General features: G+C 60.7%; 17 protein-coding genes and 3 pseudogenes. 8 read left to right on the plus strand and 12 right to left on the minus strand.

The genetic code is table 11. The features are described from left to right. The 3 genes and pseudogenes from F572_RS15720 to F572_RS0112815 form a co-directional block, all read right to left on the minus strand. A pseudogene (locus F572_RS15720) lies at positions 1 to 173 on the minus strand (IS256 family transposase); the annotation flags it as partial. A 231-nt stretch (positions 174 to 404) separates the two neighbouring features. Continuing rightward, positions 405 to 1,073, minus strand: coding sequence for an SOS response-associated peptidase (locus F572_RS0112810; RefSeq protein ID WP_038034395.1), 669 nt, complete (start codon positions 1,071 to 1,073; stop codon positions 405 to 407). A gap of 139 nt (positions 1,074 to 1,212) precedes the next feature. Then, a complete protein-coding gene (locus F572_RS0112815) occupies positions 1,213 to 2,895 on the minus strand; it encodes a class I SAM-dependent methyltransferase (RefSeq protein ID WP_026143100.1) in 1,683 nt (560 codons plus the stop codon). A 300-nt stretch (positions 2,896 to 3,195) separates the two neighbouring features. On the opposite strand from F572_RS0112815, the gene F572_RS0112820 reads away from it, so the two are divergent. Beyond that, a complete protein-coding gene (locus tag F572_RS0112820) occupies positions 3,196 to 4,005 on the plus strand; it encodes a hypothetical protein (protein WP_017942562.1) in 810 nt (269 codons plus the stop codon). A 32-nt stretch (positions 4,006 to 4,037) separates the two neighbouring features. Here the strand turns inward: F572_RS0112820 and F572_RS14820 are convergent. Continuing rightward, positions 4,038 to 5,018 (minus strand): annotated as a pseudogene (locus tag F572_RS14820) (IS5 family transposase); the annotation flags it as partial. A 111-nt stretch (positions 5,019 to 5,129) separates the two neighbouring features. Beyond that, positions 5,130 to 6,674: a DUF945 family protein gene (locus F572_RS15465; protein ID WP_081602043.1), complete on the minus strand. Its 1,545-nt coding sequence runs from the start codon at positions 6,672 to 6,674 to the stop codon at positions 5,130 to 5,132. Positions 6,675 to 6,865: 191 nt separating this feature from the next. On the opposite strand from F572_RS15465, the pseudogene lexA reads away from it, so the two are divergent. From lexA to F572_RS0112855, 3 genes and pseudogenes are all read left to right on the plus strand, one after another. Next, a pseudogene (gene lexA / locus F572_RS15965) lies at positions 6,866 to 7,533 on the plus strand (transcriptional repressor LexA). Between the two features lie 359 nt (positions 7,534 to 7,892). After that, entirely contained in the window at positions 7,893 to 8,171 is a 279-nt protein-coding gene (locus F572_RS0112850) for a type II toxin-antitoxin system RelE/ParE family toxin (RefSeq protein WP_026143098.1), read from the plus strand. Between the two features lie 11 nt (positions 8,172 to 8,182). Then, positions 8,183 to 8,455, plus strand: a complete 273-nt coding sequence (locus F572_RS0112855; protein ID WP_012982509.1) for a HigA family addiction module antitoxin — start codon at positions 8,183 to 8,185, stop codon at positions 8,453 to 8,455. 398 nt (positions 8,456 to 8,853) lie between these two features. Here the strand turns inward: F572_RS0112855 and F572_RS15975 are convergent, their stop codons facing one another. The 5 genes from F572_RS15975 to cfa form a co-directional block, all read right to left on the minus strand. Further along, entirely contained in the window at positions 8,854 to 12,015 is a 3,162-nt protein-coding gene (locus tag F572_RS15975; protein WP_017942555.1) for a site-specific integrase, read from the minus strand. Further along, the gene (locus F572_RS0112870; protein ID WP_017942554.1) at positions 12,015 to 14,039 is read right to left on the minus strand and encodes a hypothetical protein; all 2,025 of its coding nucleotides are present in this window, start codon (positions 14,037 to 14,039) and stop codon (positions 12,015 to 12,017) included. Before F572_RS0112870 ends, F572_RS15975 begins: the two co-directional genes overlap by 1 nt. A gap of 634 nt (positions 14,040 to 14,673) precedes the next feature. Further along, positions 14,674 to 15,171 carry a hypothetical protein gene (locus tag F572_RS15980; protein ID WP_231291122.1) on the minus strand — a complete coding sequence of 166 codons (498 nt, stop codon included), beginning with the start codon at positions 15,169 to 15,171 and terminating at the stop codon, positions 14,674 to 14,676. 416 nt (positions 15,172 to 15,587) lie between these two features. Next, positions 15,588 to 16,925, minus strand: a complete 1,338-nt coding sequence (locus F572_RS0112880) for an FAD-binding oxidoreductase (protein WP_017942553.1) — start codon at positions 16,923 to 16,925, stop codon at positions 15,588 to 15,590. Then, positions 16,922 to 18,052 (minus strand): cyclopropane fatty acyl phospholipid synthase, encoded by a 1,131-nt coding sequence (cfa, locus tag F572_RS0112885; RefSeq protein WP_018158507.1) that lies wholly within the window; start codon positions 18,050 to 18,052, stop codon positions 16,922 to 16,924. Before cfa ends, F572_RS0112880 begins: the two co-directional genes overlap by 4 nt. 485 nt (positions 18,053 to 18,537) lie before the next feature. Here cfa and F572_RS0112890 point away from each other — a divergent pair, with 485 nt between their 5' ends. The 3 genes from F572_RS0112890 (at position 18,538) to F572_RS15985 (ending at position 23,984) form a co-directional block, all read left to right on the plus strand. Further along, positions 18,538 to 22,041, plus strand: coding sequence for a DNA methyltransferase (locus F572_RS0112890; RefSeq protein ID WP_017942551.1), 3,504 nt, complete (start codon positions 18,538 to 18,540; stop codon positions 22,039 to 22,041). Positions 22,042 to 22,268: 227 nt separating this feature from the next. After that, complete coding sequence (locus F572_RS0112895; protein ID WP_017942550.1) at positions 22,269 to 22,892, plus strand: hypothetical protein; 624 nt, start codon at positions 22,269 to 22,271, stop codon at positions 22,890 to 22,892. Positions 22,893 to 23,006: 114 nt separating this feature from the next. Then, positions 23,007 to 23,984, plus strand: coding sequence for a hypothetical protein (locus tag F572_RS15985; RefSeq protein ID WP_231291121.1), 978 nt, complete (start codon positions 23,007 to 23,009; stop codon positions 23,982 to 23,984). 357 nt (positions 23,985 to 24,341) lie between these two features. On the opposite strand, the gene F572_RS0112905 is transcribed toward F572_RS15985, so the two are convergent. Together F572_RS0112905 and F572_RS0112910 are read right to left on the minus strand one after the other, a co-directional pair. Then, positions 24,342 to 24,992 carry an SOS response-associated peptidase gene (locus F572_RS0112905; RefSeq protein WP_017942548.1) on the minus strand — a complete coding sequence of 217 codons (651 nt, stop codon included), beginning with the start codon at positions 24,990 to 24,992 and terminating at the stop codon, positions 24,342 to 24,344. Positions 24,993 to 25,125: 133 nt separating this feature from the next. Then, positions 25,126 to 25,488, minus strand: a complete 363-nt coding sequence (locus F572_RS0112910; RefSeq protein WP_017942547.1) for a DUF1622 domain-containing protein — start codon at positions 25,486 to 25,488, stop codon at positions 25,126 to 25,128. A gap of 143 nt (positions 25,489 to 25,631) precedes the next feature. On the opposite strand from F572_RS0112910, the gene F572_RS0112915 reads away from it, so the two are divergent. Beyond that, positions 25,632 to 26,441, plus strand: a complete 810-nt coding sequence (locus F572_RS0112915; protein ID WP_017942546.1) for a Mut7-C RNAse domain-containing protein — start codon at positions 25,632 to 25,634, stop codon at positions 26,439 to 26,441. Positions 26,442 to 26,755 lie beyond the last annotated feature (314 nt).

Below are 26,755 nucleotides of genomic sequence, written 5' to 3' on the forward strand. Positions count from 1 at the left end.
TTGCGCACCACTGCCCGGCGCCCGTCCGGCAAGCGGTCCTCCGCGTAGCGCTCCATGAACGTCTGCAACTCGGCCTCCACCGCTTGCTTGATCAGATCCCGCGCCCCGCGGCGCAGCAGATCGGTCAACGGGTCCTCTGGTCCGTTCGGGATGTCTGTCGTATCGTGAGCCATGGTGGCGTATCTCCTTTGGCTGGCTGGTTGCTCGCACTTCCATTCCAGCCGGATACGCCGCCTTCCTCAATCCCCCCCGTACACCACTTTCGACAGTAACTCCCTGGGGTACGCGCTGACTCACTCGGACTTGGACGAACGCTTCGGGATGCTCTGCTCCTGCACATCCAGAGAAAGACAACGGCTGGGAGATGCCCCCCTGCGACGGGCCTCGGGCAGGCAAACGGTGGATTAAGCCCGGTCTACGGGATCAAGCAACGACCGATCATCATTCGCCGGCCGATTCACTCGGGTGGAAACTGGATACGCCCGCAAAGCGGAAGGCGGCATACGGCGAGTGATATGGCGGACCTGCTCGCGGTCGGTGATCTCGGGGTCGAGCCAATCCCATCGGCATTCGGCGTCGAGCGCGAGTGGCTGCCGGTCGTGGATCTGCGCCAGGTGCTCGGACGCAGGCTCGGTGATGATCGCGCAGCAGGCCCCGCCGTCCGCGGTCGGCGCCCAGATGCCCGCCAGGAACAGCACGTCCTGCGTCGCGTCGTCGGTCAACGTGATGAAATGCGGCTGCTTGCCCTGTTCAGTTTTTTGCCACTCGTACCAGCCATCCGCCGGGACGATGCAGCGCCGATGCGCGAAGGCGCTGCGGAAATACGGACTGCTCGCGACCTTTTCGGCCCGGGCGTTGATTGGGCGAGGACCCTCCTGCACCCGCTTTGGCCGAAAGCCCCACAACATTGACTGAAAGGCGGCGGGAGTTTCGTCCCCGGCGCTGAATGCTTCAAGGGGGGTACCGGGCGCGACGTTGTATCGAGGTGCGTCAAACGCCACGTCGACCGGCACCTGGAAATACCGCATGGCGAGCTCGCTGGTCGCGCTGTAGCGCGTCATCCGTCCGCACATGACGCAGGATCCTCGTGCTGAGGGTGGCAAGGTCCACCCACTAATCTCGACACCGCTACCAATCCCTTCATTCGACCACTCTGGTGCGGCATCACATGGGTACAAGTGTCAGGGGTCTGGCAGAGCGCCGTTTGTACGTTCAGGCGCCTGCGAGGCCGTGCCATTCGGCCAAGCGCTGGTTCATTTTCAATCGCAAGCGCTGCTGCAACACCCCGTCGAACAGTCCCTCGAGATCTTCGGGGTGTTCCACTGGCAAAGCGGCACGCGCCTGAAGGAGAAACGGGCGCTCAAGCTCGGTTCCGACATACGCATGTTGCCACCAGTCGAGGATACGCGGCCGGGCACGCTCCAGCAGGGGGGCCGAGGGCAATCGGTCACCCTTGCTGTTGTTGGCCCGCCGGCTGGCCGGTAACAGGTTCCAATAGTCGTTGTTGCGCCAGCGGATCCATGGAAAACAATGGTCGACATCGTAGCTCCGTCGGAGGGCGGTTTCGGTCCAGACACACTTCACGGTTGCCCCTTCGTCTCGAAGGGCCTGAACACGATTCCGCACCTGGTAGGTCTGTCGTATACCCTCCTCCCATTCCATCGCGCTCACCAGCGTCTCTACCGATGCATCGCGATTGTACTGACGAAGCAGTCCGATCCATTCATTCACGATCGCGGGTTCAAGCCAGCACGCATAGCGACTGCAGCAATCCCAGATCGCGGTCGGAATCCGAAAGACACCGAACCGTTCCAGCCCTTCCGGGGTCAGTCGGTCGAAATCCGTCTTGCGCTGGCGGGAGCCCGGCGCGACTTCGAAGATTCGGTTGCTCGTGCCCGGATAGGTCGTGTACCGCACGGGCATGTTCTTAATCGTCTGGCAAGCGTCATCGATGGCCTCGCCAACGATGTCCGCTTGTTCACGGTCCATGGCCAGCCCGATCCGCAGATCGAAAGGCGAAATGTTCCCGAGTGCCCAGAAGGCGGACTTGGCGAAGCCCGGGGTGGCGCGCGGCAACTGCTTCAGACGCTCCCTGAGCAGTAACGGCATGTACAGTTTGATCCAGTACAGGCCCAGCGCCCCGAACGGGACCTCCACGCGGTCATCATCCCGCCTCAGCACCAGACCCGGCGCATCTTCCGCCAGTCGCACCACCGCGCGCAGCAGCGCCAGCTTGTACGTCGAGGACTTGTCGTCGTTGACGATGATGTGGCGGAGCAGCGGCAGGACACCAGTCCCGTCGTCGGCAAGACGGAACACCACCGTCTCCCAGGAAACGCCCGGGCGTCCCTGAGTGTCGGGAACGTCTTCACATGAAACAGACACCAAGGCCTGCTGCCGTGCGAAGTGCTCGAGCTCATCCCTTGAAACGGGATGGAAGGTCCGCTCGTCCGGGCTTGCACCATGGCGCAGGGTAATCACCAGCACGCCACCCGGAGCCAGAAGGTTTGCGAGAATCCGGAACGCCCGCTCTCGTTGATGCTCCGGCAGATGCATCCAGACGGCTGATACCAAGATCAGATCGAACTGGTAGCTCAACGACCGCACGCGGCTCAGATCCGGAAGTTGATCAGCCATCCACTGGACTGGCAAACCCCGATCACGCGTGGAGGACTCTCCCCGGGATTTCAGTCCATCGGAGGGTTCAACAGCCAGCACTTCCCAACCACGTTCGGCCAGAGCAGCCGCATCGCGCCCACTCCCCGCGCCGACATCCATCGCAAAGCCCGGCCGATCCGGCAACAAGTGCTTCCATGCGGCATGTACGTTCTCAAACGTCAACGCTTCATACTCTGAAAAAAAGCGCTCTGCTTGACCGGAGTAGAAATCCTTCATCAACGCACCTTAGGATGAACCCCAGTGGTGAGCCCGCAGTCAGGGACACGTCAACTTCGCTCCACGCCCGATACCTCTTTCGTTCTGGAAGGCACCCCTTTCTGCTGAATGCGTCCTCACGGAGCCCTGAGTCGGCTCCCAAACGCCCCTTTCCATGCCGACCGCTCAGTGCCATTCTCATGGTAACCATCGTCGTACACGCCATACTCACTGGAAATGGCCCGACTGCCAAGGCCACGGGCCCATAGACGTGCAAGGACGACCTCACCTCCGCCTTTGGATCTTATGGAGGAATAACAAATGAAGGGAATGCCATTATTCGCGGTACTGATCGCAGCGGCTTGTATTTTCTTGCTTGCGGCATCACCTGCCTTGGGTTCAGACAACGGCCACGACAATTTTCGGGACCTACTGACCTCCGATGAACTCATCGACAATGCAATCGATTACTGGTCCCCCCCCGAAGAAGCCCGCCCGATCTTCAGACAGCACCTGGAACGTCTCCTGTCCGATGAGGCCATTATCGATCTGATGGTTGAGAACGCCCTAGTTGTCATGGAGTTCATGGATGAAGCGGACCCGTCCGATCATGAACGCATGGCTTTCGAGCTCAGCCAAGCCTCCATCGGCGAGTTGGCGGCGTTGGGTCTGCGTCGCATCAGCACCGACGATCTCAGATTCATGTATACGCACATCCGGCAGATGGCTGCGGGTCTTGACAATCAAACGTGTGCGGCGTTCTTCCGTGGAGATTTGCCTGGAGAGACTTCCACTAGGGTCGAGATGGAATATGCGTGGAGCCTGTCGCGCTCGGATCTGCGTCGATATCTGGACATTTCGCGCCGAGCCATTCTCGCAGAGGCCCACATGGATCCAAGCGTACAGACTCTGACTCCGACCCAGCGATCCCTTGCGGAGCGGGTTCTGGATAATCGTCTCGCGCAACACCCGGAGGCCACGGCTCTGGGGCAGGCATTTTTGCTGCCTTCGGCTGTCTCGGATGAACATTTCTGTTGGGCAATGGAAAAGCTGCTGGACGTGGCCCTCCGAGATTCCGGTTCAGTATCCGGATGGGTCCTGAGACTCTTGATCCTCGATCAACAGCCTTGAGCTTCGGCGTTAAGAGGGTGTTTACAAAAGGATCATGCCGTAAGTCGCCGTAGCAGGCGACGCGCTTCGCTGAGCCATACCCAGCTCTCTGCGACGCGGAGCAACCGATCGTGGTGCATCACTAGGCGCCGAGCCCGTTCGATCCAGGCATGGGTGCGCTCCACGGCCCAGCGCTTGGGCAAGGCCACAAAGCCTTTCGGATCCGCCTGTACAGTAAAAAGGTCCGGCGGTTCCGACGCCGTCCATCGGCCCACGTTGCGATTGGCGGGATGGCGGACCACTTGCACGTCAATGGCCTGGCATTGAGCCATGGCCCGGGCGCAGCGGCCGGCATACCCCGAGTCGACGAAGAGCGCCTCGATGCTCGGGTACTTGTCCTTTGCGTCGGCTACTACCGACGGGGCGCCGTCCCGATCCTGGACACTAGCGGCCGTGACACTGACCGCCAGGAGCAGGCCCAGCGTATCGACCACCAGGTGCCCCTTGCGTCCTTTGATCTGCTTGCCCGCGCCATAACTGGTCTCGCCCCCTTGCGGCGATCCGCGCGTGGATTGCGCATCCAGGCGCGCCTCGAGGATGTCCGCGATCACCGCCGCTGTGGCCGCATGCGTATGCTCCTCGCGCTCCCGCCACTGCGCCCGCAGCCGATCATGCATCTGTTCGAACTTGCCCTGCTCGCTCCAGCGACGGAAGGTCCGGTACACGTTCTGCCAAGGCCGGAACCCCTTCGGCAGTAAGCGCCATGCGCAGCCGGTTCGCACCACATAACAGCACGCATCGACCAGCTCCCGCCGCGAGTACTTCGGGGGTGTTCCCCGGCCTCCAGGCCGTTCTAACAGATCTGCAATCCGCTCCCACCCCGCATCCTTGGGGGACGTCGGGTACCGCCCCTCCGGGCTCGCTTGCCGATGATGGACCTGATACCCATAGCGAACCGTGCCTTCCTCCTGAACGGCGAGCTGAACATCGGCGCCATCTCGTACTCGCTCAATGCCCGCTTTTTTCAGCGCCTTCCAAAGATCCCTAAATGCCAGTTCATCGCCATGAAATCAAACTGATGGTCGCCATCAGATTATCCCGTACAGCAATGCAGCGACACCACCGCACCAAAACCAGACGATCGCCTACTCGTGCTCAACTCCAGAATCCACGAAGAGCCACTCAACCCAAGCCTGATAAACCTCAGTCACATCGCGTCGTCCCCGAAATATCCGGCCATTGTGCGCACGTAACCGAATGGTGTATCCATCAGGCTGTTCCGAAAGACCAAACTCCTCGAGATATCCCCTCTTTAGCTCCCTTCCCCACAATGCGTTCAAAAGCTCGTCATCGAAATCCAAGACTAACCTAAGGTTCGGCTCAGGCCAGAGCAGGACCAAGAACGGATACGGCTGCGAAAGCAGATTCGCCACGTCTAGCCGCGTCTCTCCGCGCACACCCCATTCGCCATCGGAAGTCCGACCGCGTACATCTGCAGACAACGGAAGCCCGCTCCCTGCCGGACCGCCAAACGCTGCTTCAGCCGCCTCACGCGTCGCAATTCCATAACCTTCTGGCCCTTCATAGAAACCAAGGGGATCGGAGCGGAGATCCCGCACCTTGTCCCGAAACTTAATTAAATCGCGAGGCGGTATCCTTCTAATGTCCATACGGCCTTGAAAGTCCGTTAAATCCAAGAACGGTACATCCAAGTCGTTATACGACCAGTTAAGCTGAACGTTACTATACCCACCATCAGTTGAGACACCCGCTTCCATGGTTGTCTCGCCAGTTTCGAACGTCTCGTCACCATCCCGACTAATAACTGAGCTCGCCGAGAATACGATGTCCCAATCCCAAACCGCATCCCAATTCACTCCATGACCGCGGCCCAGAACCTGGATCTGCGACTCTCCTAATTCCCACTGGTTAGGTGCGTCGCCCCTCCGTGCACCTCTTTCAATGCTAAACGCTTCTTCGATGCCAACCGATAACGAGAACACGGGCCCGCGCCCCGCGCTAAGGGGTTCATAGTCAAGAGATGCCTTGATCGACTCCATTTCACCCTCGGCCATTTCCTTATCGATCCAATCTACATCCGAGACATCGTGCAGCCAGCGCCAACTATCTATTGAGACATCTAAAGACCAGCCTTCTGAATCTCCCTCGAACCACATTGACAGATTCTCTATGGCTTCAGTGGCCGGAAACTCTCCCGAAAAGGTTTCTACGTGACGATCCACCACGAGATTGCCACTAACCCGGTCATCTAAAACCCCCGTCACAACGCTACTATCCGAGACCGGCACGATCATCCCTAGGAACAGAATTTCGTGTATCTCGGCTTTGGCCGCGGAACCTGTTTTTCCACTCGACCACCCTAATACTGGACCATGCTGAATTGTTGACGATAGTCCTATCGGTGGGAAGCCTTCGGTCGACCTATTGCCGAAACCCGAGTTTTCCTGATCTGCAAAGTGGACCGCAAGAAAGAACTCGGTAGACAAAAACCCTCGAGTCTTCTCGTAGGCGACAGACTCAACATAAGCCAAGCCCGCAATTCGCTCGACTTCCTGCTCCAGCCTCTCGTTTATGGTAGCCCCCAAGTACCAAGTAGAGCCGGCCCACCCCATAACCAGGAGAATGATGAGGGCTAGTGATCCACCAACCAATCCTCTTAGGCTTGCCATGCGCTTACTCTCCTGCTGTCGAGTTACTGTCGAAAGTGGTGTACGGGGGGGTTGAGGAAGGCAGCGTATCCGGCTGGAATGGAAGCACCACCAACCAGTCAGCCAGAGGAGATACGCCACCATTGCTCACAATACGACAGGGAACCCGAACGGACCAGAGGACCCGTTGACGGATCTGCTGCCCTGCGCGAATGCGTTCAGGAGGCCCCGGACACCGGCGGAACCAAAGCGAACTTAGGGAGGCACTGACCCCACACCAGCGTCGAGTGCTCGAGGCCTTGCTGCGCTTCGCGGCGGAGGGGCACGCCCCGAACCTCGATGAACTGGGACAGGCCCTGGGCCTGCTGTCACGCGGCTCGTTGCACAAGCACATCCGTGCACTGGAGGCGGCGGGTTACGTACAGGCCGCCCGCGGCGCCATCGGGGGATTCGGCTTACGCCTGATGTTCTCGAGGCGTTAGCCACCGATCCCGGAGCCGCATCCGAGGAACGAAGTGCTACTACCCTGCCCCTGCTGGGCCGTATCGCGGCCGGTCAGCCAATCGAAGCAATGGAAAACCGGGAACCGGTAGAAGTGCCTCAGGGCCTGCGCGGTAAGGGTGAGTGCTATGTACTCGAGGTGAAAGGCGACTCCATGCAGGACGCCGGCATCCTGGATGGCGACTGGGTGGTGATCGAATCCCGCAGCCACGCGAGCAACGGTGACGTCGTGGTCGCTCTGATCAATGGTGAGGAAGCCACCCTTAAACGGATCGAGCAGACGCCGAACGGGGTGCTGCTCCATGCAGAGAATCCGGCGTATCCGCCATTACACGTTGCCCTGGACCAGCTTCAGATCCAGGGCGTACTCGTGGGGTAGATGAGGCGTTATTCACCATGACGCCGCCGCGGAGGGCCGACTACTCTTCCTTCATCATCCAACAGAGCACCCGCCGAGGCTGAATTGACCGATCCAGACGACAGACTCATTCGACGCGCAACGGTCTATGGGAAGAGGAGTTGGCACAAGCGGATGCCATGCGCTTGTTGTGAGAGGCTGATGAGAGCACATTCACTGGCACTCCGAACCCGTCTGATACACGACAGTGCGGAGGGGCCGCAAATCGCCCGTTTCTCTGTTGCGGCGGATGATGGAAACGGCCAAGCCTTGATCTGGAACTCAGGCGCGATGCCAAAGCCCAGTTGCAATGCGTATAGTCTCGATATACGATACCAGACGTGATCAAGAGCTTCCGGCACAAAGGTCTTCAGCGATTTTTTGAGACGGGCTCCAAGTCCGGCATCCAAAGCGGCCATGCCGCAAGACTGTCGCGCCAACTCGCTGTGCTGAACCGAGCCAGTGGGCCATCGGACATGAACCTGCCGGGCTGGGCGCTACACCCGCTGAAGGGCCGCTTGTCGGAGCATTGGTCCGTTTCGGTCAGCGGTAACTGGCGGCTGACGTTCAAGTTCGATAACGGTGACGTGATCCTGGTCGATTATCAGGATTACCACTGAGGAGGGTCACTATGACGATGCACAATCCGCCGCACCCCGGCGAGCTCCTGCGCGATGATGTGCTGCCGGCGCTGGGCCTGTCGGTGACGGCCGCCGCCCGGGAATTGGGCGTCACGCGGGCAGCGCTTTCACGCGTGCTGCATGGTCACGCGAGCATCTCGCCCGAGATGGCTTTGCGCATCGAACGTTGGCTCGGTGTCGAGCGAGGCGGGCGTGCCGAAGTCTGGGCGGGAATGCAGCTCGACTACGATCTCTGGCGTGCCCGCCACGGCCAAGCTGCGTAGAGTTCGAAGGGTGCAGGGGCTACCCCGCTGCTCTAGTTAGCCATTGTGCAGTAAGATTTTCTCATAAAGCAGCCGAGACGCCGGACCATGCAACCCTCGAGGGCCGTAGAGATACACCGGGATGCCATCAGGAGAGAGGTCGCACGTCACCACGCCAAGAACGCACGTGTTTTTGGCTCGGTCCTGCGGGGACAGGACACCCCAACAGCGACCTGGAACTCCTGATCGATCCGACGGACGAGACCTCCCTCTTCGATATCGGTGAAATTCGCATGGAGCTGCAAGAACTCCTCGGTGTCGAGGTCGACGTCGTCACCCCCGGCGCGCTCCCCGAAAAGTGGAGAGCCCAGGTGCTCGAGACAGCGCGAGCCATATAAGCCAAAGGCCCGGAGCACACGCTATGGCGTCAGCAGTGCCAGTTCTGGATGCTCGTCGTTCGCCTTCAGCATAACGAGTGCCCAACAGACCCCGTACACCCAGCGGTGCCGGCCAGCCTCGCCACTTCGTCGGTGCCGGGCAACCACGACGCCTCTTCGTTTCTCGGGGAGATGCTCCGCGAACGGCTCGGGATTGGCGTCACCAGACTCGAGCGCGACCGGTGCGCGCTGCGCCCAGTATTGATACTGCCCCATCGGCGTTTCTCGGCCTCCACCCTTACCTGAGAAATGCATGTATTCGAAGGCATCATCGAGCTGGATCTCTCGGAGGAACCGCACCCAAAGATCCAGCGCGGGCAAGGTCGCCAGGACAACGTCGAGCGGACCACTCGCCAGCTTCCCTGACAGAAAGATCCGAAGCAGCCGGGCGCGTTCTTCCTTGCCCCAGGCGCCTTTCACACCCAGGAGTAACTGGACCGCTTCCTTCGATAAACCCAGCCCCTGCTGAGTCCGGGGTGGCGCAATGATCCGTTCATGGCGCCCCGTGCGGGGTCTGCGAAAGTGCTCCGGAACGTCCGACAGCCAGGCCCTCAACACATCGAGAGTGGGCCCTTGCCAAGGCCCCACGAAATGAACGACTTTCGAATCGTCCTGCGAAGTGCGATTCAGGTGGTCAGTCAAGGACAGGAGTGCTGCATGAGGATCACGCGGCGGGAGTAGCTGCTTGGACTCTTCTGCATCCATGTCCGCGGGGACAGGGCTGCCGAGATGACGGTCCAGCATCCTCTCGAACAGAAGTACCGGGTTCCCTGTTCGGAAGGTTCGCTCGCTTCGTTGAACATGTTTGAGGGACACACCCAGCATTCGAGCCACATCATGGAATTCCAGCGGGGGGAGCGCTACCCGCACGGCTTGGCCCAAAAGAAGATCCGTCAGATGAACGTAGTGATTCATGGTGATCTCGGCCGTCAGGTGCCCCATGAGCGCGCTGATTAGCCGTAGGCTGCGGCGCTGAACCGGGGAGTCGCCAAGAAGGGTTATCCGTAGCTTCGCGATATCTTCAAAGCCGATCAGGGGATCAACCCGCTCGACCACCAACGCATCATCGCTGTGCTCGTGCCGCCACAACGCAAGCAAGAGCTGATTCGCAAATGAATGCCGGAGATGGTGATAGCGCACGCTCCCATCACCTGTCACCCGTATCAGTGCATCCGTAATGCGTTCCAGATCGCGATCAAAACGCCGGAGATTGTCATTCCCCGCTCCCTGTTTCCGGGGACGATCGAACAACGGAACCGTTGCAGGATCGCCACCATCCGCAACCACAGTTTCTCGGCGAGCGGCCCACCAATGCTTCAGTCGGTCCAGATAGCGCGCAGGCAGGAGCACACCCAATGGGACGACTCGGTGCGCGCTTGAGCTCTTGAGCCCCCGATTTCGGTTCGGTCTCACGACGCAGTCCCACGCGGGTTCGCCATCAAGATCACCAATGTGCAGCCCAATCGCCTCAGAGCGGCGCAGCCCCCCGAAATACCCGAGACACGCGATCAAAACGAGGCTCTCCCGCAGCTCAGGATCCTCGGCGTAACGATAGTCCAACCAGCGTACCGCCCATTCAAACGCGCGCGGTTCGATGAAATTGGCATCGACGGCGTGGGGCTGGCGCCCGCGAACCGTGAAGAGACCCGCCGACGCAATATCTGGTGCCCCGTGCGCGTTCCGCAGGAAGTCATGAAAGCTCGCCAGAGCTGCGGCTAACCGCTTGCGCTTTGACAAAGTATCGGCTGTTTCAAGGACGCCGGTGTAGACCTCCACGAAGTCGTCCACGCATTCGAACGCGGCCGGATCCTCGTTGCCGAGAAAGCCAGCGAGAGGGACGGCCAATGCATTGAAGCGATCGTAGGCCGTCTTGGGTTTCATGGGTCGGGCACCGGCACGACTCGAAAACAGCCAACGCTGGGCCCACTCTCCCATCTTCACAACACTCGGTGGTACCGAGTCAGGCTCAGATCCCTCACCATTCGCTTGGCGTTCAAGCCAGGCCGCCACACGTTTGGGGTCCGCCGCCGATCCCCCACGGATTGCACTTCCCAATTCGCGAATCCAGGGGCCCGCGGGCGGGGCAATTGGCCTGCCCTGGCTGTCAGAATCTTCACCAGCAGCCGCCTGTCCTACTGGCACTACGCCTTCAGAGTCAGCAGTGACGAGTCCTTCGCCCGAAGGCACCTGACCTGGCGGGAACTCCATGCGCTGAATTACTTCCGGCGACAACGATACGGAGTTATAAAAGCCCGTGGCGTACCCCATCAGGTGCGGTGGGACGTACAAGGCCAGACGGGTTTCGACGAAGTCGCGCAATTCCGTCCAGTTGTCCGGAATCCGTAGGCTGGGGTCCAAACGCCGCAAGTAGGAACCAATCACGCGACTGAGAAACGCCGGGCTTCGCCCCTTACCAGGAGGCATCTCCGGCCAACCAACGTCTCTCCAGTGCATCACCACCGAACGCGAGATCGGATCCAGGTAATGCCGACGAATCACCGGTCGTTGGTTGTCAGGCAATGACCGCTCGATATCCAGCCAATGCAAGTGCGCCGGCGCATGTTTGAGCGAACTCGGGACCGCGGCAAGCCACGCTGGCTGCACCAGCCCCCCGAACAAGAGGAACGAACCGAGAATCTGCCCCCAAGCCATGCGCCCATCATCGAGGTCCCCAACATCGGCACCCAACCCCTCCACGAAACGCGCATACAACGGCTCGTACTGAACCATGCGCTCGAAGCTGTCAGGGCGAAAAATCGGTCTCCCGGGCGGTGGGAGCGGAGCTGGAATGTCATACAGTGGGATCTTCCACACACCCAATCGATTACCAGCATCGAGCACCTCGGCGACCCGCCAGCGTGCCCGAAAAGAGGACCCCCGCGGGGCCGCTCGACGGACCGTGTCCATCAGGGCCACAAACTGTTCACGGGACCATACCGACTTGAGAATCCGGTCTCGCCTAAGGACCTCCGGGTGATGCTTTTCGATGGCCGAAATGGCTCTGCCAAGCTCCGAACCGGTATCCCGCGAAAGATCGTCGCGAACGCACCAGAGATGATCCCTGTGGGCTAACAGGTCTTCCATCGGCTCCACAAGGTGACGCCAGAGCGAACAGACCTGCTGGGTTTCCGGGGCGTCAGACATCAGATCCGGACAACCTCGAATTTCAGGTGGTCCAGCATCTGGTCCAAAATCGGTTCAACTTCATTCCGTAACCGCACCGGATCCATTGCCGAGTAGGCGGTCCAGGGCTCCTCGCCGTAGTGCCAATGCCCCATCATCGTGTTAATGACCGTCGAGGGCACATCCAACCACGTCAGATAGGTCCGATGAAAATGGCGCGCCTGGTTCTCAATAGGCCACGAATTCTTGCTCACTTGCTCGCACTGCTGTTGCAGGCTTTTCCCGGTCATCTCCACCGGACGCCACTCGTCCCTCGCTACCTCCTCCCAGAAATAGAGGGATTTCCTAAGGTCCAGCAGAAAGCCTTCCGCCCCGTAGCGGCTCCGATCCCGGCTTTTGGTCGCCTTGAGTTGAAGCACCGTTGGCATGTCCAACGAACCCGAAAGAAAGCTCCGTTGCAGCCAGGTGAGATAGATCTGTACCTGGTCGTACACCCGTTGCGGCATCAGAGCGAGACGAGCGTGCAAACCGTCACCACGGTCCTTCTCTTGCAGGCAGAGCGTTCGGGTTGGCCCATGGATCGCAGTGAGATCTGGGATGGGGGTACGGATGGCGCGGGCCCCCGTTACGAGAACCAACGCCAATGCCGTATAAAGGGCGAGCCGGTTATGGAGCGTATACGCAGATCCAACGTGCGCGGACACGATCCGGTCGCGGACTTCCTGCAGAAAATCGGCCATCGGCGTGATGCGTGGCGTCCGATCATCCCCAACCCAGGTTTTCTTTTTAGGGTCAATCGTCGCCTTTGTACATGAAGCCGCCGGGCATCGAGCCAGAACAGCGTCATTCCGTTGATCGACTGTTGGAAGTGCGATAGCGGCACCCAGGTCATCCAGGACCTCTTGAAACCTCTGCGCGAGCTTCTCCCGGTTAACGGCGGTGTAGAACTGGTGCGTAGCCGCGAGCGGATCTTTCTGTCCGAATAACATCGAGGCGCTGACATGCTCACCCTCTTCCAGGCCTCTGAACCAGGCCGGCAACACCGCCGCAATACCGTCAAATGTCTGGTGACGGTCCGACACACCCATCCGCTTGAGCAGAGGACGAACCCGGCGATCCCATACGTCGGTGTACGTATCCAGTTGGTGCATGGCGAACGGCTTTTCGCCAATCGCCGTCCCGTTCTTCCATCGAAGAAGGCCCCAGACATCCGGGATCAAAACCTTTTGTGTGCTCGGAATCATCTCACTCGCGACGTCCTCTCGAACCTTCCTGCGTTCCGGTCCTTCGTAGCTACGAACCCATACTCCAGACGCCAGGTCGATATTGAGTTCGCTCGGCGGTTGCCCTATATCAGCCTCCACGAGAATTCGCGCATTCCTCACAGCCTGGGCCGGCGTGCCTGTGACCAGGCACGCCGCGGCGAACTCCACCGTGCGACAAAGCTTTTCGCGCTCAGACGCGGAAATTTCGTCGGGCAGTTGGCTGGAGCTCGCCATCCTGTAAACATCGTTCAGACCGCTAACGAGGCGCTTGATCTCCTGGAGCCTAGGTCGCGACCGAGCGATTCGGAGTCGCTGATTTTGGACCGCGATATGGCGGCCTCTGTGCGCCGCCTTGGCGAACACTGTCGAAAGGTGGGGCAATGCACCCAGATCCGACATGTCCGGGTCGAACCCCAGTACATCTTCAATCGCAATCGCGGCGCCTTCCGGATCCCCGAACTCCGCAGGATCTATGTCCGCATCGAGCAGTTCCTTTCGAGCTTCGCCACTCGGAACGTAGAACCCCAGCTCGATCCCTGATTCTTTCCACAGTTGCACATCCTCTATGCGCTTGAGGATGGACCAGTACATCGCATGGTGGGAGTACAGAAACTGGGCTGGAAGGCGCCCATTTTGCGTTCGCTTCTGAGGCGCCTTCGAGTCCCCGTCAGATCGATCGTCCGTAAATCTGTACGCAATCGAAAGCAGATCGCCGAACGCTTTCAGATCCGCCGGCAATGATCGATACTGACCGCGCCGTTTCCCCTTTACCGGCTCCATTGCCCTTGGATCCTGCCAATCCGGACCAATTTGCTCGCCTTGGTATTTCAGCGATTCCATCAACTCCCGAGGATGCTGACAAGACTCCTTCAAGCGGTCTAGAAGCCACTCAGTACGCTGATCATGAAGGTTCCTGATCAACCGACCCGCCTGGCAACGGCGATCATCCAACAGTTTTTTTGGAAGGTCGAATCGCCGTCGAACTAAGATCGATGCGATGAGGGCTTGAGCTTGCAACCAACCATACGTATCCCCCCGATCAGTTCGCGAATGCGGATCCCAAAAACGAAACCACATCGCGGCCCAAATGCCATGTTTCGTATACACGCCGTGCAAGGGTGGGCGGATACGATCGCGCTCAACATGCCCGTAGAAGAGTTCCGAGAAACCGACCCGGAGAATTTCGTTATTTTTGAGGTTGTCCACCTCTCTAGCCCATCGAACAATCTGCTCTGTTCGGTGTCCCCAGCCCTCCTCCAATACGGACAGCTTGGGCTCAAGATCGACGAGATTTTCAGCAATCAGCAATAGCCCTTCACAACCTTCGGGCAATTGCAGATCTTCCTTAAAACTCTCCTGCAAGCGGCACAGATCGGGACCTAGGAGTTTGCAGACCGATGAATAGATTGAGGCCTCAGCCACCTGCTTCGCCCCCTTTTTTGACCACCCGCTGCACCGTCTGTCTGCTTACCCCCAAGAAATCCGCGATCCCCTCCCGTGTGGGATCAACCCACATAAAACGCAGCCATTTCTCGTTCTGATCCGCAGCCTTTAGGTATCGGGAAATCGTCTCTTCGTCAGTTGGTGAGCCCAAGAGCGGACACACCAATTCGTCCAATACCGCGACCATCTCGGTGTTCTGGAACGACGTCGATACGACCCACGTAAGACGCCCTGGATCGTCTGCCAATGCGCGGATAATTCGGTAGGTTCGATGACCACCACAAAGGCTCATATCCGTCTGGTCAACGACTATCGGATGGAGTAACTCGAGCGTCGAAAGGTGTGGCGAAAGCTTCTGGATCGCGACCCTGATGGATGCTTCTGGGAGTCGCGCTTGAGGGCTATTCGGTGGAACAACGATGCTGCCGAAGGGCACCTGTTTCCATTCAGGCTTGCGTCTTGGTGGCATGGGGTGGTCTGTGCTGAGTGGTGTTCACTCTAGAGTGCCACATCGGCACAGACTAGGGATCTTGTCTTGAGACACAATTAGAGACGTTTTGAGCCCAACAGGGGATCTGGGATGACTTCAGATGCCTCGTAAGGCCTTGAATATGGGAATTTCGAGGGAGGGCCTGAGGACGCGGACTACTATGTCAAGGTAGTGCTCAACCAGCTGAGCTACGCGCCTGTCGTCTTCGAGCCGCGTATTCTACCGACTCCCCGCCCGCTGTCAAAGCATCGTTTAACGCATTTTATGGAGCGCGGCGCCTACGATGCGCGCGATTCAATGCCCGGCGATCGCGAGCTTGCCGGTTGGCACGGTTTCGCGGCGCGCAACGCACCGGGACGGGCACAAGCGTGTCCGGCCTCGAGGCCCGGCTGGCCTCAGCCCCGTTTCACCGCCTTTTCATACAGTCCGGGAAAGCGTCCGTCGGGATCGCACTCGCGCTTGAGGGCCTTGTAGGCCTCGCGGTCGTAGTTCTGCCAGAACGTGGCTTCGTCGTAGGTGCTGCGCGAGTACAGGCTCTTCTTGCCGCCGTGTTTCGCCACCAGTTCCTCGACCCGGGCGTTGTAATAGCCGTCGGGCTCGCTGGATCGCACCATGTCCCAGAAGCCGAAGTTGATGTACGGAGTGTCGGTACGCAGCTGGAACAACGAGAATCCGGCCTCGGGGACGACAAACGGGCAGATCCACACCGGGCGGATGCCGATCTCGGCCTCGAAATCGGCCAGAAACGCCGCGGCGTTGCCGATCGGGATGTCGACGTCCTGGATCACTGCCTCGCTGCGCGGGCGCACGGCGTGGAGCAGGCTCAGCGGCCAGCGGCGGCTGGCGCGCATGATCTTCTGGTAGGTCACGCTCGACAGGCGCTTGCGCCCGAGAAGGAGCCGCACCGGCTTGAGGTGGGCGCCGACATTTCGGCTGCACCAGAACCAGTCGGTGTCCCAGCGCCAGAGGTAGTCGTGGATGCTCAGATAGTCCTCGCGCCGCTCGCGCAGGCTCTGCCAGTATTGGCGCATCCAGGTGTAGTCGCTGGCCTCGGTGTCCGCCGGCGGCGATTCCACGCAATGCGCGCGGGTGAGCACGAAATCGCCGGGGGCGAAGTAGACGCCATCGAGGAACGCGCAGGTCGGGTGCGCGCATTCCTCGGCGATCGCGGCAAACAGTTCTTCGGGGTCGCGGAAGCGGGTGTGCTCCAGCCGGATATAAGGCTGCACCCGGATCAGCCGCAGCCGGACCCGCGTGGCGTAACCGAGGCTGCCGTAGGAGTTCGGAAAGCCGTAGAACAGTTCCGGGCGCTGCTCGCGCGAGCAGGTCAACACCCGCCCGTCGGCCACCATGACGTCGAGCTCTTCCACCGTGTCGTGCACCAGGCCGTAACGGAACGCCCCCGACTCGATGCCGACCCCGGTGGTCGCGCCGCCGACCGTGATGCTCCTGAGTTCCGGCACGATGGCCGGTGCCAGGCCGTACGGCAGGGTGGCGTCGACCACGTCGGCATAGGTCGTCATGCCCTCGACCTCGGCGACGCCGGCCGCGGCGTCGATTTCGATCACGTGGTTCAGCGAAGCCACGTCGATCTCCGTCCGGCGGGCCTCCTCGCGCGGCCTGAACAGGTTGCTGGTGGACTTTCTCAGGCGCACTGGCCCGTCGGACCCGGCCAGCGCTGCGGCCATCGCCTCCACCCGATCGCGGTGGGCTTCCCAGGCAGCCCGGCTCATCGGACCGGCTCGTAGCGCGGCAGATCGCCGTGGCTGAGCACGAGCTGCCAGAGATTCAGTTTTCGCGCCCGGAAGGCGCCGGCACAACTCAACAGGTAATAGCGCCACATCCGGTAGAAGCGTTCGTCCAGCCCTTCGCTTTGTTTCAGGTCCGGCCAGGCGGTGACGAAATTGGCATCCCAGGCCATCAGGGTGCGGTCATAGTCCGGGCCGAAGTTGTGCCAGTCCTCCAGCACGAACACCCCCTCCTTGGCCCGGGTGAGCTGCGCCTCGGACGGGATCACGCCACCGGGGAAGATGTATTGGGCGATCCAGCGGTCGGTGCGAACGCGGCTGACGTTGCCGCCGATGGTGTGCAGCAGCATCAGCCCGCCGGGCTTCAGGCGGGCGCGCGCGAGTTCGAAGAAGGCGCGAAAGTTCTTCGGCCCGACGTGTTCCATCAGCCCGATGCTCACGACACGATCGTATTGCCGGGATTCCCTGGCCGCCTCGCGGTAGTCCTGCTGCCGGACATCGACGGGAAGCCCCTCGCAGAGCCCTCTCGCGTACTCCACCTGCTGGCTGCTGATGTTGTAGCTGTCCACCTCGCAGCCGTGCTCGGCGGCCAGGTACCGGGCCAGCTCGCCGAACCCGCCGCCCAGCTCGAGCACGCGCATGCCCGGCTCCAGGTGCAGCTTGCGCGCGATCAGATCCAGCTTCGCGCGCTGGGCCGCGTCCAGGGTGGCCTCGGCCCCGTCGGGGCCGTAATAGGCGCAGGTGTACTGCATGGTCCGCCCCAGCATGGCCTCGTAGAGCCGGTTCGAAAGGTCGTAGTGCTGCTCCGCGACCCGCCGCGAGCGCCCTCGACTCTGCTCATTGGCGAGCCAGCTCAGCAGCACCCGGCCGAGCACCGCGGGGGTGCGCACCTTGCCCTCCAGGCGCGCCCGGAGGATCCGGAAGAACAATTCGTCGAGCCGCTCGACGTCCCACCAGCCATCCATATAGGCCTCGCCGGCGCCGAGCGACCCATCGGCCAGAATCCGCCGAAACAACCGCTCGTCGTGGACCTGGAGATCCCAGGGCCGCCCGCCGCCGACCTCGATGTCCGCGCTGCGCAACAGTTCCGTGACTTGTTGTCTTGCCGACATGCTTGTGCTCCGTGCAGCAATCGGTTCGCCGGTTTGCGCCACCGGACTGAGCGAAGAGCCTGCCTCCCAACAAGAGCAAGGCAACGGCCCCTCTCAATCAAACCAAGGGTAGTGCGGAACGATCGCCACTGCGACCGTTGCCGGCTCCGGCACTGTTCATTGCCATCCAGAACCGCCCCAGTGCATTTCCGGACGCCCTGTCGAAGGACAACGCCAGGCAAGTCCCGGTGCCCCGTACACGCGCACCCGCATCGTGATTCGCCAAGGCAATCCCGAAGCGCAGCCTCCACTCGCCCTTTCCCCTGCGTCCCACTCCACTCATGGCGGCCCGACCGTGAAACCCAGGACCGGCTCCAACCCGGACCCCACCACCCCGTCATCGCGAGGCCGCAAAGCGGCCGCGGCGATCTCCAACCGAAGCTGCACACGACAAAATGGCCCCGGATCGTTAAGGTGTTCCGGAAACGAAACCGGACCCGCATCACATGGAAGTCACCCCGGGCAACCCGGCCCACGCCGCGTTCTTTGATCATGAAACCGCAACGCCCCTGGCCGCCCCCGAGCAGGTCGAGGCGTTCATCGAGCGCTGGCGCGATACCGGCGGCTCCGAGCGCGCCAACTATCAGCTCTTCCTCACCGAGCTGTGCAAGCTGCTGGAGCTGCCCCACCCCGACCCGGCCAGCGACGACACCGCCGACAACGCCTACGTCTTCGAACGCCGCGTCACCATCCGCAACCCGGACGGCAGCGAGAATCGCGGCTACATCGACCTCTACCGCCGCGGCTGCTTCGTGCTGGAGGCCAAGCAGACCGGCAAGGGCCTGCACACCCAGGGCTGGGACAAGGCCATGCTCGCCGCGCAGAACCAGGCCGACCAGTACGTGCGCGCCCTGCCGGAAGACGAAGGCCGCCCGCCGTTCATCGTCGTCACCGATGTCGGCCGCAGCCTCGAGCTCTACTCCGAGTTCTCCCGCTCCGGCGGCACCTACGTCCCCTACCCGGACCCAAGCCGCCACCGCATCCGCCTGGAAGACCTGCGCGACCCCGAGATCCAACAGCGCCTGCGCCACCTGTGGCTGGTGCCCGATCAGCTCGACGCCAGCAAGCACGCCGCCCGCGTCACCCGCGAGGTCAGCGCGCGCCTGGCCGAGCTCGCCAAATCCCTGGAACAGCACGGCTTTGATGTCGAACGCGTCGCGCACTTCCTCAAGCGCTGCCTGTTCACCATGTTCAGCGAGGACGTCGAGCTCCTGCCCAAGGGCAGCTTCACCGCCCTGCTCGAGCGCCTGCAACAAAACCCCGAACACTTCCCCGACGCCATGCGCTCGCTGTGGGAGACGATGAACACCGGCGGCTACGAAGGCCAGCTGATGCACAAGGTGCAGCGCTTCAACGGCGGCCTGTTCCAGAACATCGACCCCATCCCGCTCAACGCCGACCAGATCGGCCTGCTCATCCAGGCCGGCAAGGCCGACTGGCGCTTCGTCGAACCCGCCATCTTCGGCACCCTGCTGGAACGCGCGCTGGACCCGCGCGAACGCCACAAGCTCGGCGCCCACTACACCCCGCGCGCCTACGTGGAACGCCTGGTCATGCCCACGCTCATCGAGCCCCTGCGCGCCGAATGGAACACCGTGCAGGTCGCCGCCGAGGCCTGGCTGCAGCAGAGCAAGCCCGACAAGGCCCTGGACGAGCTGCACCGCTTCCACCACCGGCTGTGCGAAACGCGCGTGCTCGACCCCGCCTGCGGCTCCGGCAACTTCCTCTACGTGGCGCTGGAACACCTCAAGCGCCTCGAAGGCGAAGTGTTCAACCTCATCCGCGACCTGAGCGCCGGCCAGGCCACCTTCGACACCGAAGGCCTCACCGTCGACCCGCACCAGTTCCTCGGGCTGGAGATCAACCCGCGCGCCGCCGCCATCGCCGAGATCGTGCTGTGGATCGGCTACCTGCAATGGCACTACCGCCTGCACGGCCGCCTCAGCCTGCCCGAACCCATCCTGCGCGACTTCCACAACATCGAATGCCGCGACGCGCTGATCGAATATGACAGCCGCGAACCCATGACCGACGACCACGGCCAGCCCGTGACCATCTGGGACGGGATCAGCTACAAGAAAAGCCCCGTCACCGGCGAACTCATCCCCGACGAGACCGCCCGCACCCCCGTCTACCACTACAGCAACCCGCGCCGCACCGAATGGCCCGAAGCCGACTACATCGTCGGCAACCCCCCGTTTATTGGAAAGAGCCGTATTCGCGAGGCTTTGGGGGATGGCTACGTCGATGCCCTGCGGAAGTGCTTCGATGGTGTCGTTCCGGATTCCGCGGATTTCGTCATGTACTGGTGGCACATCGCCGCCGAGAAAGTGCGCAAGGGCGAGGCCCGACGCTTCGGTTTCATCACCACCAACAGCCTGCGCCAAATCTTCAACCGCCGTGTGCTCGAACCGCACCTGAACGACAGCAAGACCCCCATGTCGCTCGCCTTCGCCATCCCGGACCATCCCTGGGTAGACAGCACAGATGGGGCAGCTGTCCGCATTGCCATGACCGTTGCGACCAAAGGCGATGTTCCCGGGGTATTACAGAAGGTCATCACGGAAACCGATACAGCGAGTGACGCACGCTTGATCTCGGTAGCCCCACGCATCGGAAAAATCTTCTCAGACCTCTCCGTCGGCGCAGATGTAGCGAGCGCGATTGCGCTCTCATCAAACGCAGGAATCTCTTCCAATGGCGTCATGCTCGCCGGTTCCGGATTCTTGTTGACCACGGAGCAAGCCGAGAGCCTTGGCTATAGCACAAACCCGTCACTGCAACGCGTCATCCGCGAATACCGCAATGGTCGGGACCTGACTCAGACGCCCAGGGGGCTCAAGGTCATAGACCTGTTTGAGCTGTCGCTCGACACAGTTCGTGCCGAGTACCCCGCGGTCTATCACTGGGTCCTCGACCATGTGAAACTCGAACGCGAGCAGAATCGCGACCGAGGGTTTCGCGAGAACTGGTGGATCGCTGGCCGCCCGCGCCCTGATTGGCGCAATATGTCGGAAGGCCTAACTAGGTTCACGGTGACCGTCGAAACCACCAAGCATAGAATCTTTCAGTTCCTAAGTTCCAATGTGCTGCCAGATCACATGTTGGTCGCCATCGCTTTAGCTGAATCGACAAAGCTAGGCGTCCTTTCTAGCCGGATTCATGTTGCTTGGACCCTGGCTAGTGGCGGCACACTTGAGGATCGTCCCCGTTACAATAAGACCCGCTGCTTCGAGACCTTCCCCTTCCCGGAACTCGACGACCACCGGGCCGCCACCATCGGCGATCTCGCCGAACGCATCGACGCCCACCGCAAGGCGCGTCAGGCTGAACATCCGGAGCTGACCCTCACCGGCATGTACAACGTGCTGGAAAAACTGCGCGCCGAAGAACCGCTGACCGCCAAAGAACGCACCATCCACGAACACGGCCTCGTCTCCCTGCTGCGCGAACTGCACGACGACCTCGACCGCGCCGTCTTCGACGCCTACAGCTGGAACGACCTCGCCGACCGCCTCGTCGGCCGCCCCGGCGCCACCACCCCGCTGCCGGACAAGCCCGCCGACCAGGCCGAAGCCGAAGAAGAACTCCTCAGCCGCCTCGTCGCACTCAACGCCGAACGCGCCGCCGAAGAAGCCCAGGGCCACATCCGCTGGCTGCGCCCCGACTACCAGGCCCCCGAAGCCACCCAGACCACCGCCACACTGGAAGCCAAACCAGAGGCCGCCGCCGACACCCCGACCGAACCGGCCAAAAAGCCCACTTGGCCCAAATCCATGCCCGACCAGGTCGAAGCCGTCCGCCGCCTCCTCGCCATTGGCCCCCAAACTTCAGAAGCCCTGGCCAGCCACTTCAAGCGCAAACCCACAAAGTCGATCACCCAGGTCCTCGCCGCCCTCCAAATCCTCGGCCAGGCCACCACCGACAACGACCACTGGCGCCTGACATGACAAACGACCAGAAGCACCAAGGGTTCACCGCTCGACCATGGCCCCAAACCGCATCGACAGCCGCGCGAGATAACACGGTCCTAATAACCATCCCGGCGCCCCATCCGACTGATTCAACGACGCTTTCTTACGCCACGCGCCCGGATCAATATCCAACTAAACACGCGCGCACGTTCATCCAATATCCGTGCGCGCCATCCAATCACTGTTGGGCATTAGGAGACCTCATGCTTCCGACCGATGAAGACATCCAGCGACTGAGCGCGTCGGGTGATCCATTTAAGTACGCAGTTGTAGGTTTCTCCGCCATCGAGCTTGCGCTGGAAAAGTTGATCTCCAACGCCTTGCCTGCGGCTCACCGCGTCGAGCTCAGGAAATTGTCTGTCGGCCTAAAGGTCGACCTGGCAATCGCCCTTGGGCTACTTACCGTGGAGTCCAAAGGGCTACTACTGAAGCTCAACAAGATCCGGAACTTCTATGCTCATGAGTTTAGGTCCGATGTCGAGCCGTGCACTGCAGCGGAACTGAAAAGCTGTTTCGGGCCAAGCCACCGAACGCTCGCCGACGAACATCTCGCCGGAGCTGCTACGTTTACCGAAACCCTCCGCGTCGGATTCGTGTCCACGTACTATGAACTCATCGGGCGGATCCGATGGGTACAGGACAGAAAGGCAAAGCGCGAGGAAGCCGTTTTGCATGCTGAGGCTGTCCTCGCGGCAACCGAGCCCCGGCAACCGGACTCCGAGCATTTTCGTACAGAGTTAAATAGCCTCAGCCAGAAGATCGAGAAGAAGAAGCAGGAGCTTCGAGTGGCGAGGGAGAAGACGCACTTGGGGGAGAGCAAGGAGTAGCTGTGGCAAAAAGGAAGAGCCCAACCATGAGCTGGACCCGACCGGGTAAAGCCGCCTGTCGGCGTCTTCACCCGGTGGCTCAACTCTAGCGTTAAGCGGGAGCACGCCACAGTCATGATGGATAATCCGCAAGAAGGAGATATGGAAGGCGAAACCAGTCAACCTAGGTTCTGCGAAGTTTGCGGCTTATCGTTAGTAATGCTCGACACATGGTGTACGAGTCGTAATTGCGATAATTGTGGCAAGGAGGTCTTTTTTGTAAGACGCGGCGAAGATGGAGGAATCCGCGTAGAAAAAGGCGAAAAATTCCACGTTCCGCAACTTACGCTGTCTCTTGACCCGGCTACTGGCGGCGAGTTCACGCGCGCCGGTCTAGAAGGATTCATTAAACAGCTTTTCTTAGGCCAAAAGATCGAAGGTAAAGAAAAGCTAATTGAACGCTTTAAAGAGCTTGAAGAACGCATTGATGCCGAGTTAAGGGGCCTGGATTGTATTAGCCACTGTGATCTAGAAAGTGAGGCTGACGTAGAAGAAGCCGCAGGGATTCTGGAAAAACAAGGCTTGAATGAATATCGGTTCAATCTCTTCCGTTCATGCCTATTAAGGCGGTGCTATACGGCAATCGAAGAAGAGGATGCTCTTGATGCCGTGTATGCCGCGTATCAGGCCGACATTTTTAAGGAGTATTCTCTGTTAGAACACCGCCACCTTAAAGAAATTATTTGGCTGGGTTACGGCTGTTACGTCGATCTCGTGAAGAACGAGGGGATGACCGAGCATGCCGCAAAAGAGAAAAAATTAATCAGAGGCGCCACAAAGAAAATCCGAAGCGTTGACTCCGAACTCCTCTATGCGTTGGCAAAGGATGGCGGCGAAATTGCGCCTCGACTCACCGTATCCGGACTTTCTGAGGCCACACTCAAGGCTTTGGTAGACCATGAGCTTGAGAGGCGCGAGCAAGACCGGCAAGTACTCCTGGCAAAGGAGGAAATGAAGATCAAAAGAGCCGCAAACTCTATAAAGCTCTGGGGGTTCTTGTTCACTCTAGCCAATGGATTGATTCTGGTTTTATACAAAGACTGGATCGGCTAGAGAGGTGGGCGCCATAAGGAGTCGCTTAACGCATTACATGACCAAACATGACGGGGTCGGACCACGGTAACCCGCTGTAGAAACGGAAAAACGGGGACAGATTTATTTTTCCGCGTCCAAAACGTCATCCCGGCCGGAGCGAGGCGGAGAATCGAGATCGCTGACGCTAACGCCTACCCCGCCGGCCGAAACTAAGAAAAAGAGGACACCCATCTTCTTCCAGGCGCCCTCGCCGTTTGGACCGACCTGAGCTGTTGAAGTCTTGGTCTCCGGGGTCAGACCTTGCTTTTTCCCTCGGTCAGCTAAGGAGGCAAGAAGCAAGGTCTGACCCTCTACCACCTCTCTACCACCTTCCGATCAGCGCTTCGGCTCGACCAGGCCCGGGTCGTCCTCGACCGGACGATTCACTCGGCTCGAAACGGCGTAATAGCGCAACGTGTCCGGCGGAAAGCGGCGAGTCTTGGCCCGGATGTCGTCACGCTCGGACAGTCCTGGATCGAGCCAGTCCCACCGACACTGTGCGTCGAGTATCAGCGGTTGGCGGTCATGGATATGTGCAAGTTGATCGTTGGCGGGTTCAGTGATGATTGCGCAGCAGGCACCCCCATCGACCATGGGTTCCCAGATACCCGCCATCATCAGGATGTCCTGCGCTGCGTCCTCGGTCAGGGTGATGTAGTGCGGCTGCTTGCCCTGTTCGGTCTTGCGCCATTCGTACCAACCGTCGGCCAGCACGATACAGCGCCGGTGCGCAAACGCTGATCGAAAATACCGACTGGTGGCGACCGTCTCGGCCCGAGCGTTGATCGGTCGCGGCCCGTCCTCGACGCGCCTCGGCCGAAAGCCCCAGAACATCGGCTGGAAGGCCGCTGGCGCATCCTCGCCGGCCCGGAACGCTTCCAGATGGGTGCCGGGGGCAACGTTGTACCTGGGTACGTCGAACCCCTCGTCGACGGGGACCTGGAAGTACCGCATGGCGAGTTCGCTGGTCGCGCTATAGCGCGTCATCCGTCCGCACATGGCTTCTCTCCCTCCTGGGGTCGTGGGGGTAGCAGCATTCTCGTGTGGCCGACCTCGCGATCGCCTCCCAGTGCGGCTCCAGCATCATCACACCGGAAAATGGCCCACCGCTGCGAGTGGGTCAGGTCTTGCTATCGTCCTCCGACTGGTTCCACGGGAGACGGCCCTCGATCTCCAGGTGCAGGGCAAACACGAGCAGTGTGCGTATGAGAATAATCAGGGCCAGCATGAGTACGTTTTCCATGGAGTACTCGATCGCTACGGTCATGATGATGTCGGCCGCGACCAGGAACTCCAGTCCGAGAATCAGGCCGCGCACGCTGCGACGGCGATAATCGACGTAGGCCTCGTGTGTGCTCATGCGGCGCATGTTGACCAGCCAAACCACTGTTGCCAGCACGAAGCCACCTATGATCACGGCGATGCCGACTGCTTCGAGCCCTAATACCAGTGCGTTGGCGATCTGAAGAAAGACATCGTTCATGTCTGCATCCTTTTCGGCTCAGCGACTTGCGGCAAGTCTACTGCCGGCGGTTGGTCGCCGCCCAATGTTGAACCGCCAGGAGTCTGTCGGGCCCGGGGGAAGAACGGGGCTGAAGCGCGCCTCTTCCGTGGGGTGGTTTCGGTATGCTCGAAGGCATGTGCCCGCCCAAGGACCGCGAATCCGCACCCCTCGGCCGCGCGACCGCGACCTTCCGGTTGTATGCCGAGCTGAACGACTTCCTCGCGCCCGAACGGCGATACCAGAGCTTTGAACACGCGTTCGACGGAACCCCTTCGGTCAAGGACCGCATCGAGTCGCTGGGCGTGCCGCACACGGAGGTTGACCTGGTACTGGTCGACGGGCGGGCAGTGGATTTCGGCCACCGGCTGCGCGGCGGTGAACGGGTGGCGGTCTACCCGGTGTTCGAGGCCTTCGATGTAGGCGACGTCTCCCGCCTGCGACCCCAGCCGCTGCGCGAACCACGCTTCATCCTCGATGTGCATCTGGGCCGGCTGGCCGGTTACCTGCGTGCACTGGGCTTCGACTGCCTGTATGCCAACGATTTCTCCGATGAGTACATCATCCGCACCGCGCAGGACGAGCACCGCATTATCCTCACGCGTGACACTGGCCTGCTGAAGGACGGCCGGGTGACTCACGGGCGGTACGTGCACGCTACGGACCCATTGCAACAGCTTCGCGAGGTGGTCGACCGCTTTCAGCTCGCCGGGCTGTTCGAGCCGTTCTCGCGTTGCATGCGGTGTAACGGCGAGCTCCGGTCGATCGATGGCGCTGCACTCGCCGACTCGGTCGAGCCGAGCGAGGTGCCGCCCGGGGTGCTCGAGCGCTTCGTCGCATTCGTGCGCTGCAGCGGCTGCGGCCGGGTCTACTGGCGCGGCAGCCACTACGATCGACTGCGTCAGCGCTTTCGGGCGGTCGGCATCGACATCTGACCCTGTGCGGCCTGGCATGATCTCCGAGGTCATCAAGCCCCTGAAAAAGGCGATCTGCAGGATGTCCAGAAGCCAGTGCGCAGGCCCCGGATGGGGCGCGTTACACCCGGGAAACGCGATGGGACTTTGGGGTCAGACCTTGCCTTTTGCCCCGCATCAAGGGAGAGGCAAGAGGCAAGGTCTGACGCCATGACTCCCTTGCCCCCTACCGCCTTCCTTGTCGACCTGGTGCGACGAGACGGGTCATCCGAGAGTGTCCGGCAAGGCGTAAGAATCACGACATAACGGGGTCGGACCACGATAACTTGCTGTAG

Source organism: Thioalkalivibrio sp. ALE14, from assembly GCF_000376845.1.
In the GTDB taxonomy this organism is placed as follows: Bacteria; Pseudomonadota; Gammaproteobacteria; order Ectothiorhodospirales; family Ectothiorhodospiraceae; genus Thioalkalivibrio.

What these genes read in the sequence shown, in the direction of transcription:
- F572_RS0112810 (WP_038034395.1), bottom strand. Translation starts at nt 1,073, where the DNA reads ATGTGCGGACGGATGACGCGCTACAGCGCGACCAGCGAGCTCGCCATG.
- F572_RS0112815 (WP_026143100.1), bottom strand. Translation starts at nt 2,895, where the DNA reads ATGAAGGATTTCTACTCCGGTCAAGCAGAGCGCTTTTTTTCAGAGTAT.
- F572_RS0112820 (WP_017942562.1), top strand. Translation starts at nt 3,196, where the DNA reads ATGAAGGGAATGCCATTATTCGCGGTACTGATCGCAGCGGCTTGTATT.
- F572_RS15465 (WP_081602043.1), bottom strand. Translation starts at nt 6,674, where the DNA reads ATGGCAAGCCTAAGAGGATTGGTTGGTGGATCACTAGCCCTCATCATT.
- F572_RS0112855 (WP_012982509.1), top strand. Translation starts at nt 8,183, where the DNA reads ATGACGATGCACAATCCGCCGCACCCCGGCGAGCTCCTGCGCGATGAT.
- F572_RS15975 (WP_017942555.1), bottom strand. Translation starts at nt 12,015, where the DNA reads ATGTCTGACGCCCCGGAAACCCAGCAGGTCTGTTCGCTCTGGCGTCAC.
- F572_RS0112870 (WP_017942554.1), bottom strand. Translation starts at nt 14,039, where the DNA reads ATGGAGCCGGTAAAGGGGAAACGGCGCGGTCAGTATCGATCATTGCCG.
- F572_RS15980 (WP_231291122.1), bottom strand. Translation starts at nt 15,171, where the DNA reads ATGCCACCAAGACGCAAGCCTGAATGGAAACAGGTGCCCTTCGGCAGC.
- F572_RS0112880 (WP_017942553.1), bottom strand. Translation starts at nt 16,925, where the DNA reads ATGAGCCGGGCTGCCTGGGAAGCCCACCGCGATCGGGTGGAGGCGATG.
- cfa (WP_018158507.1), bottom strand. Translation starts at nt 18,052, where the DNA reads ATGTCGGCAAGACAACAAGTCACGGAACTGTTGCGCAGCGCGGACATC.
- F572_RS0112890 (WP_017942551.1), top strand. Translation starts at nt 18,538, where the DNA reads ATGGAAGTCACCCCGGGCAACCCGGCCCACGCCGCGTTCTTTGATCAT.
- F572_RS0112895 (WP_017942550.1), top strand. Translation starts at nt 22,269, where the DNA reads ATGCTTCCGACCGATGAAGACATCCAGCGACTGAGCGCGTCGGGTGAT.
- F572_RS15985 (WP_231291121.1), top strand. Translation starts at nt 23,007, where the DNA reads ATGATGGATAATCCGCAAGAAGGAGATATGGAAGGCGAAACCAGTCAA.
- F572_RS0112905 (WP_017942548.1), bottom strand. Translation starts at nt 24,992, where the DNA reads ATGACGCGCTATAGCGCGACCAGCGAACTCGCCATGCGGTACTTCCAG.
- F572_RS0112910 (WP_017942547.1), bottom strand. Translation starts at nt 25,488, where the DNA reads ATGAACGATGTCTTTCTTCAGATCGCCAACGCACTGGTATTAGGGCTC.
- F572_RS0112915 (WP_017942546.1), top strand. Translation starts at nt 25,632, where the DNA reads ATGCTCGAAGGCATGTGCCCGCCCAAGGACCGCGAATCCGCACCCCTC.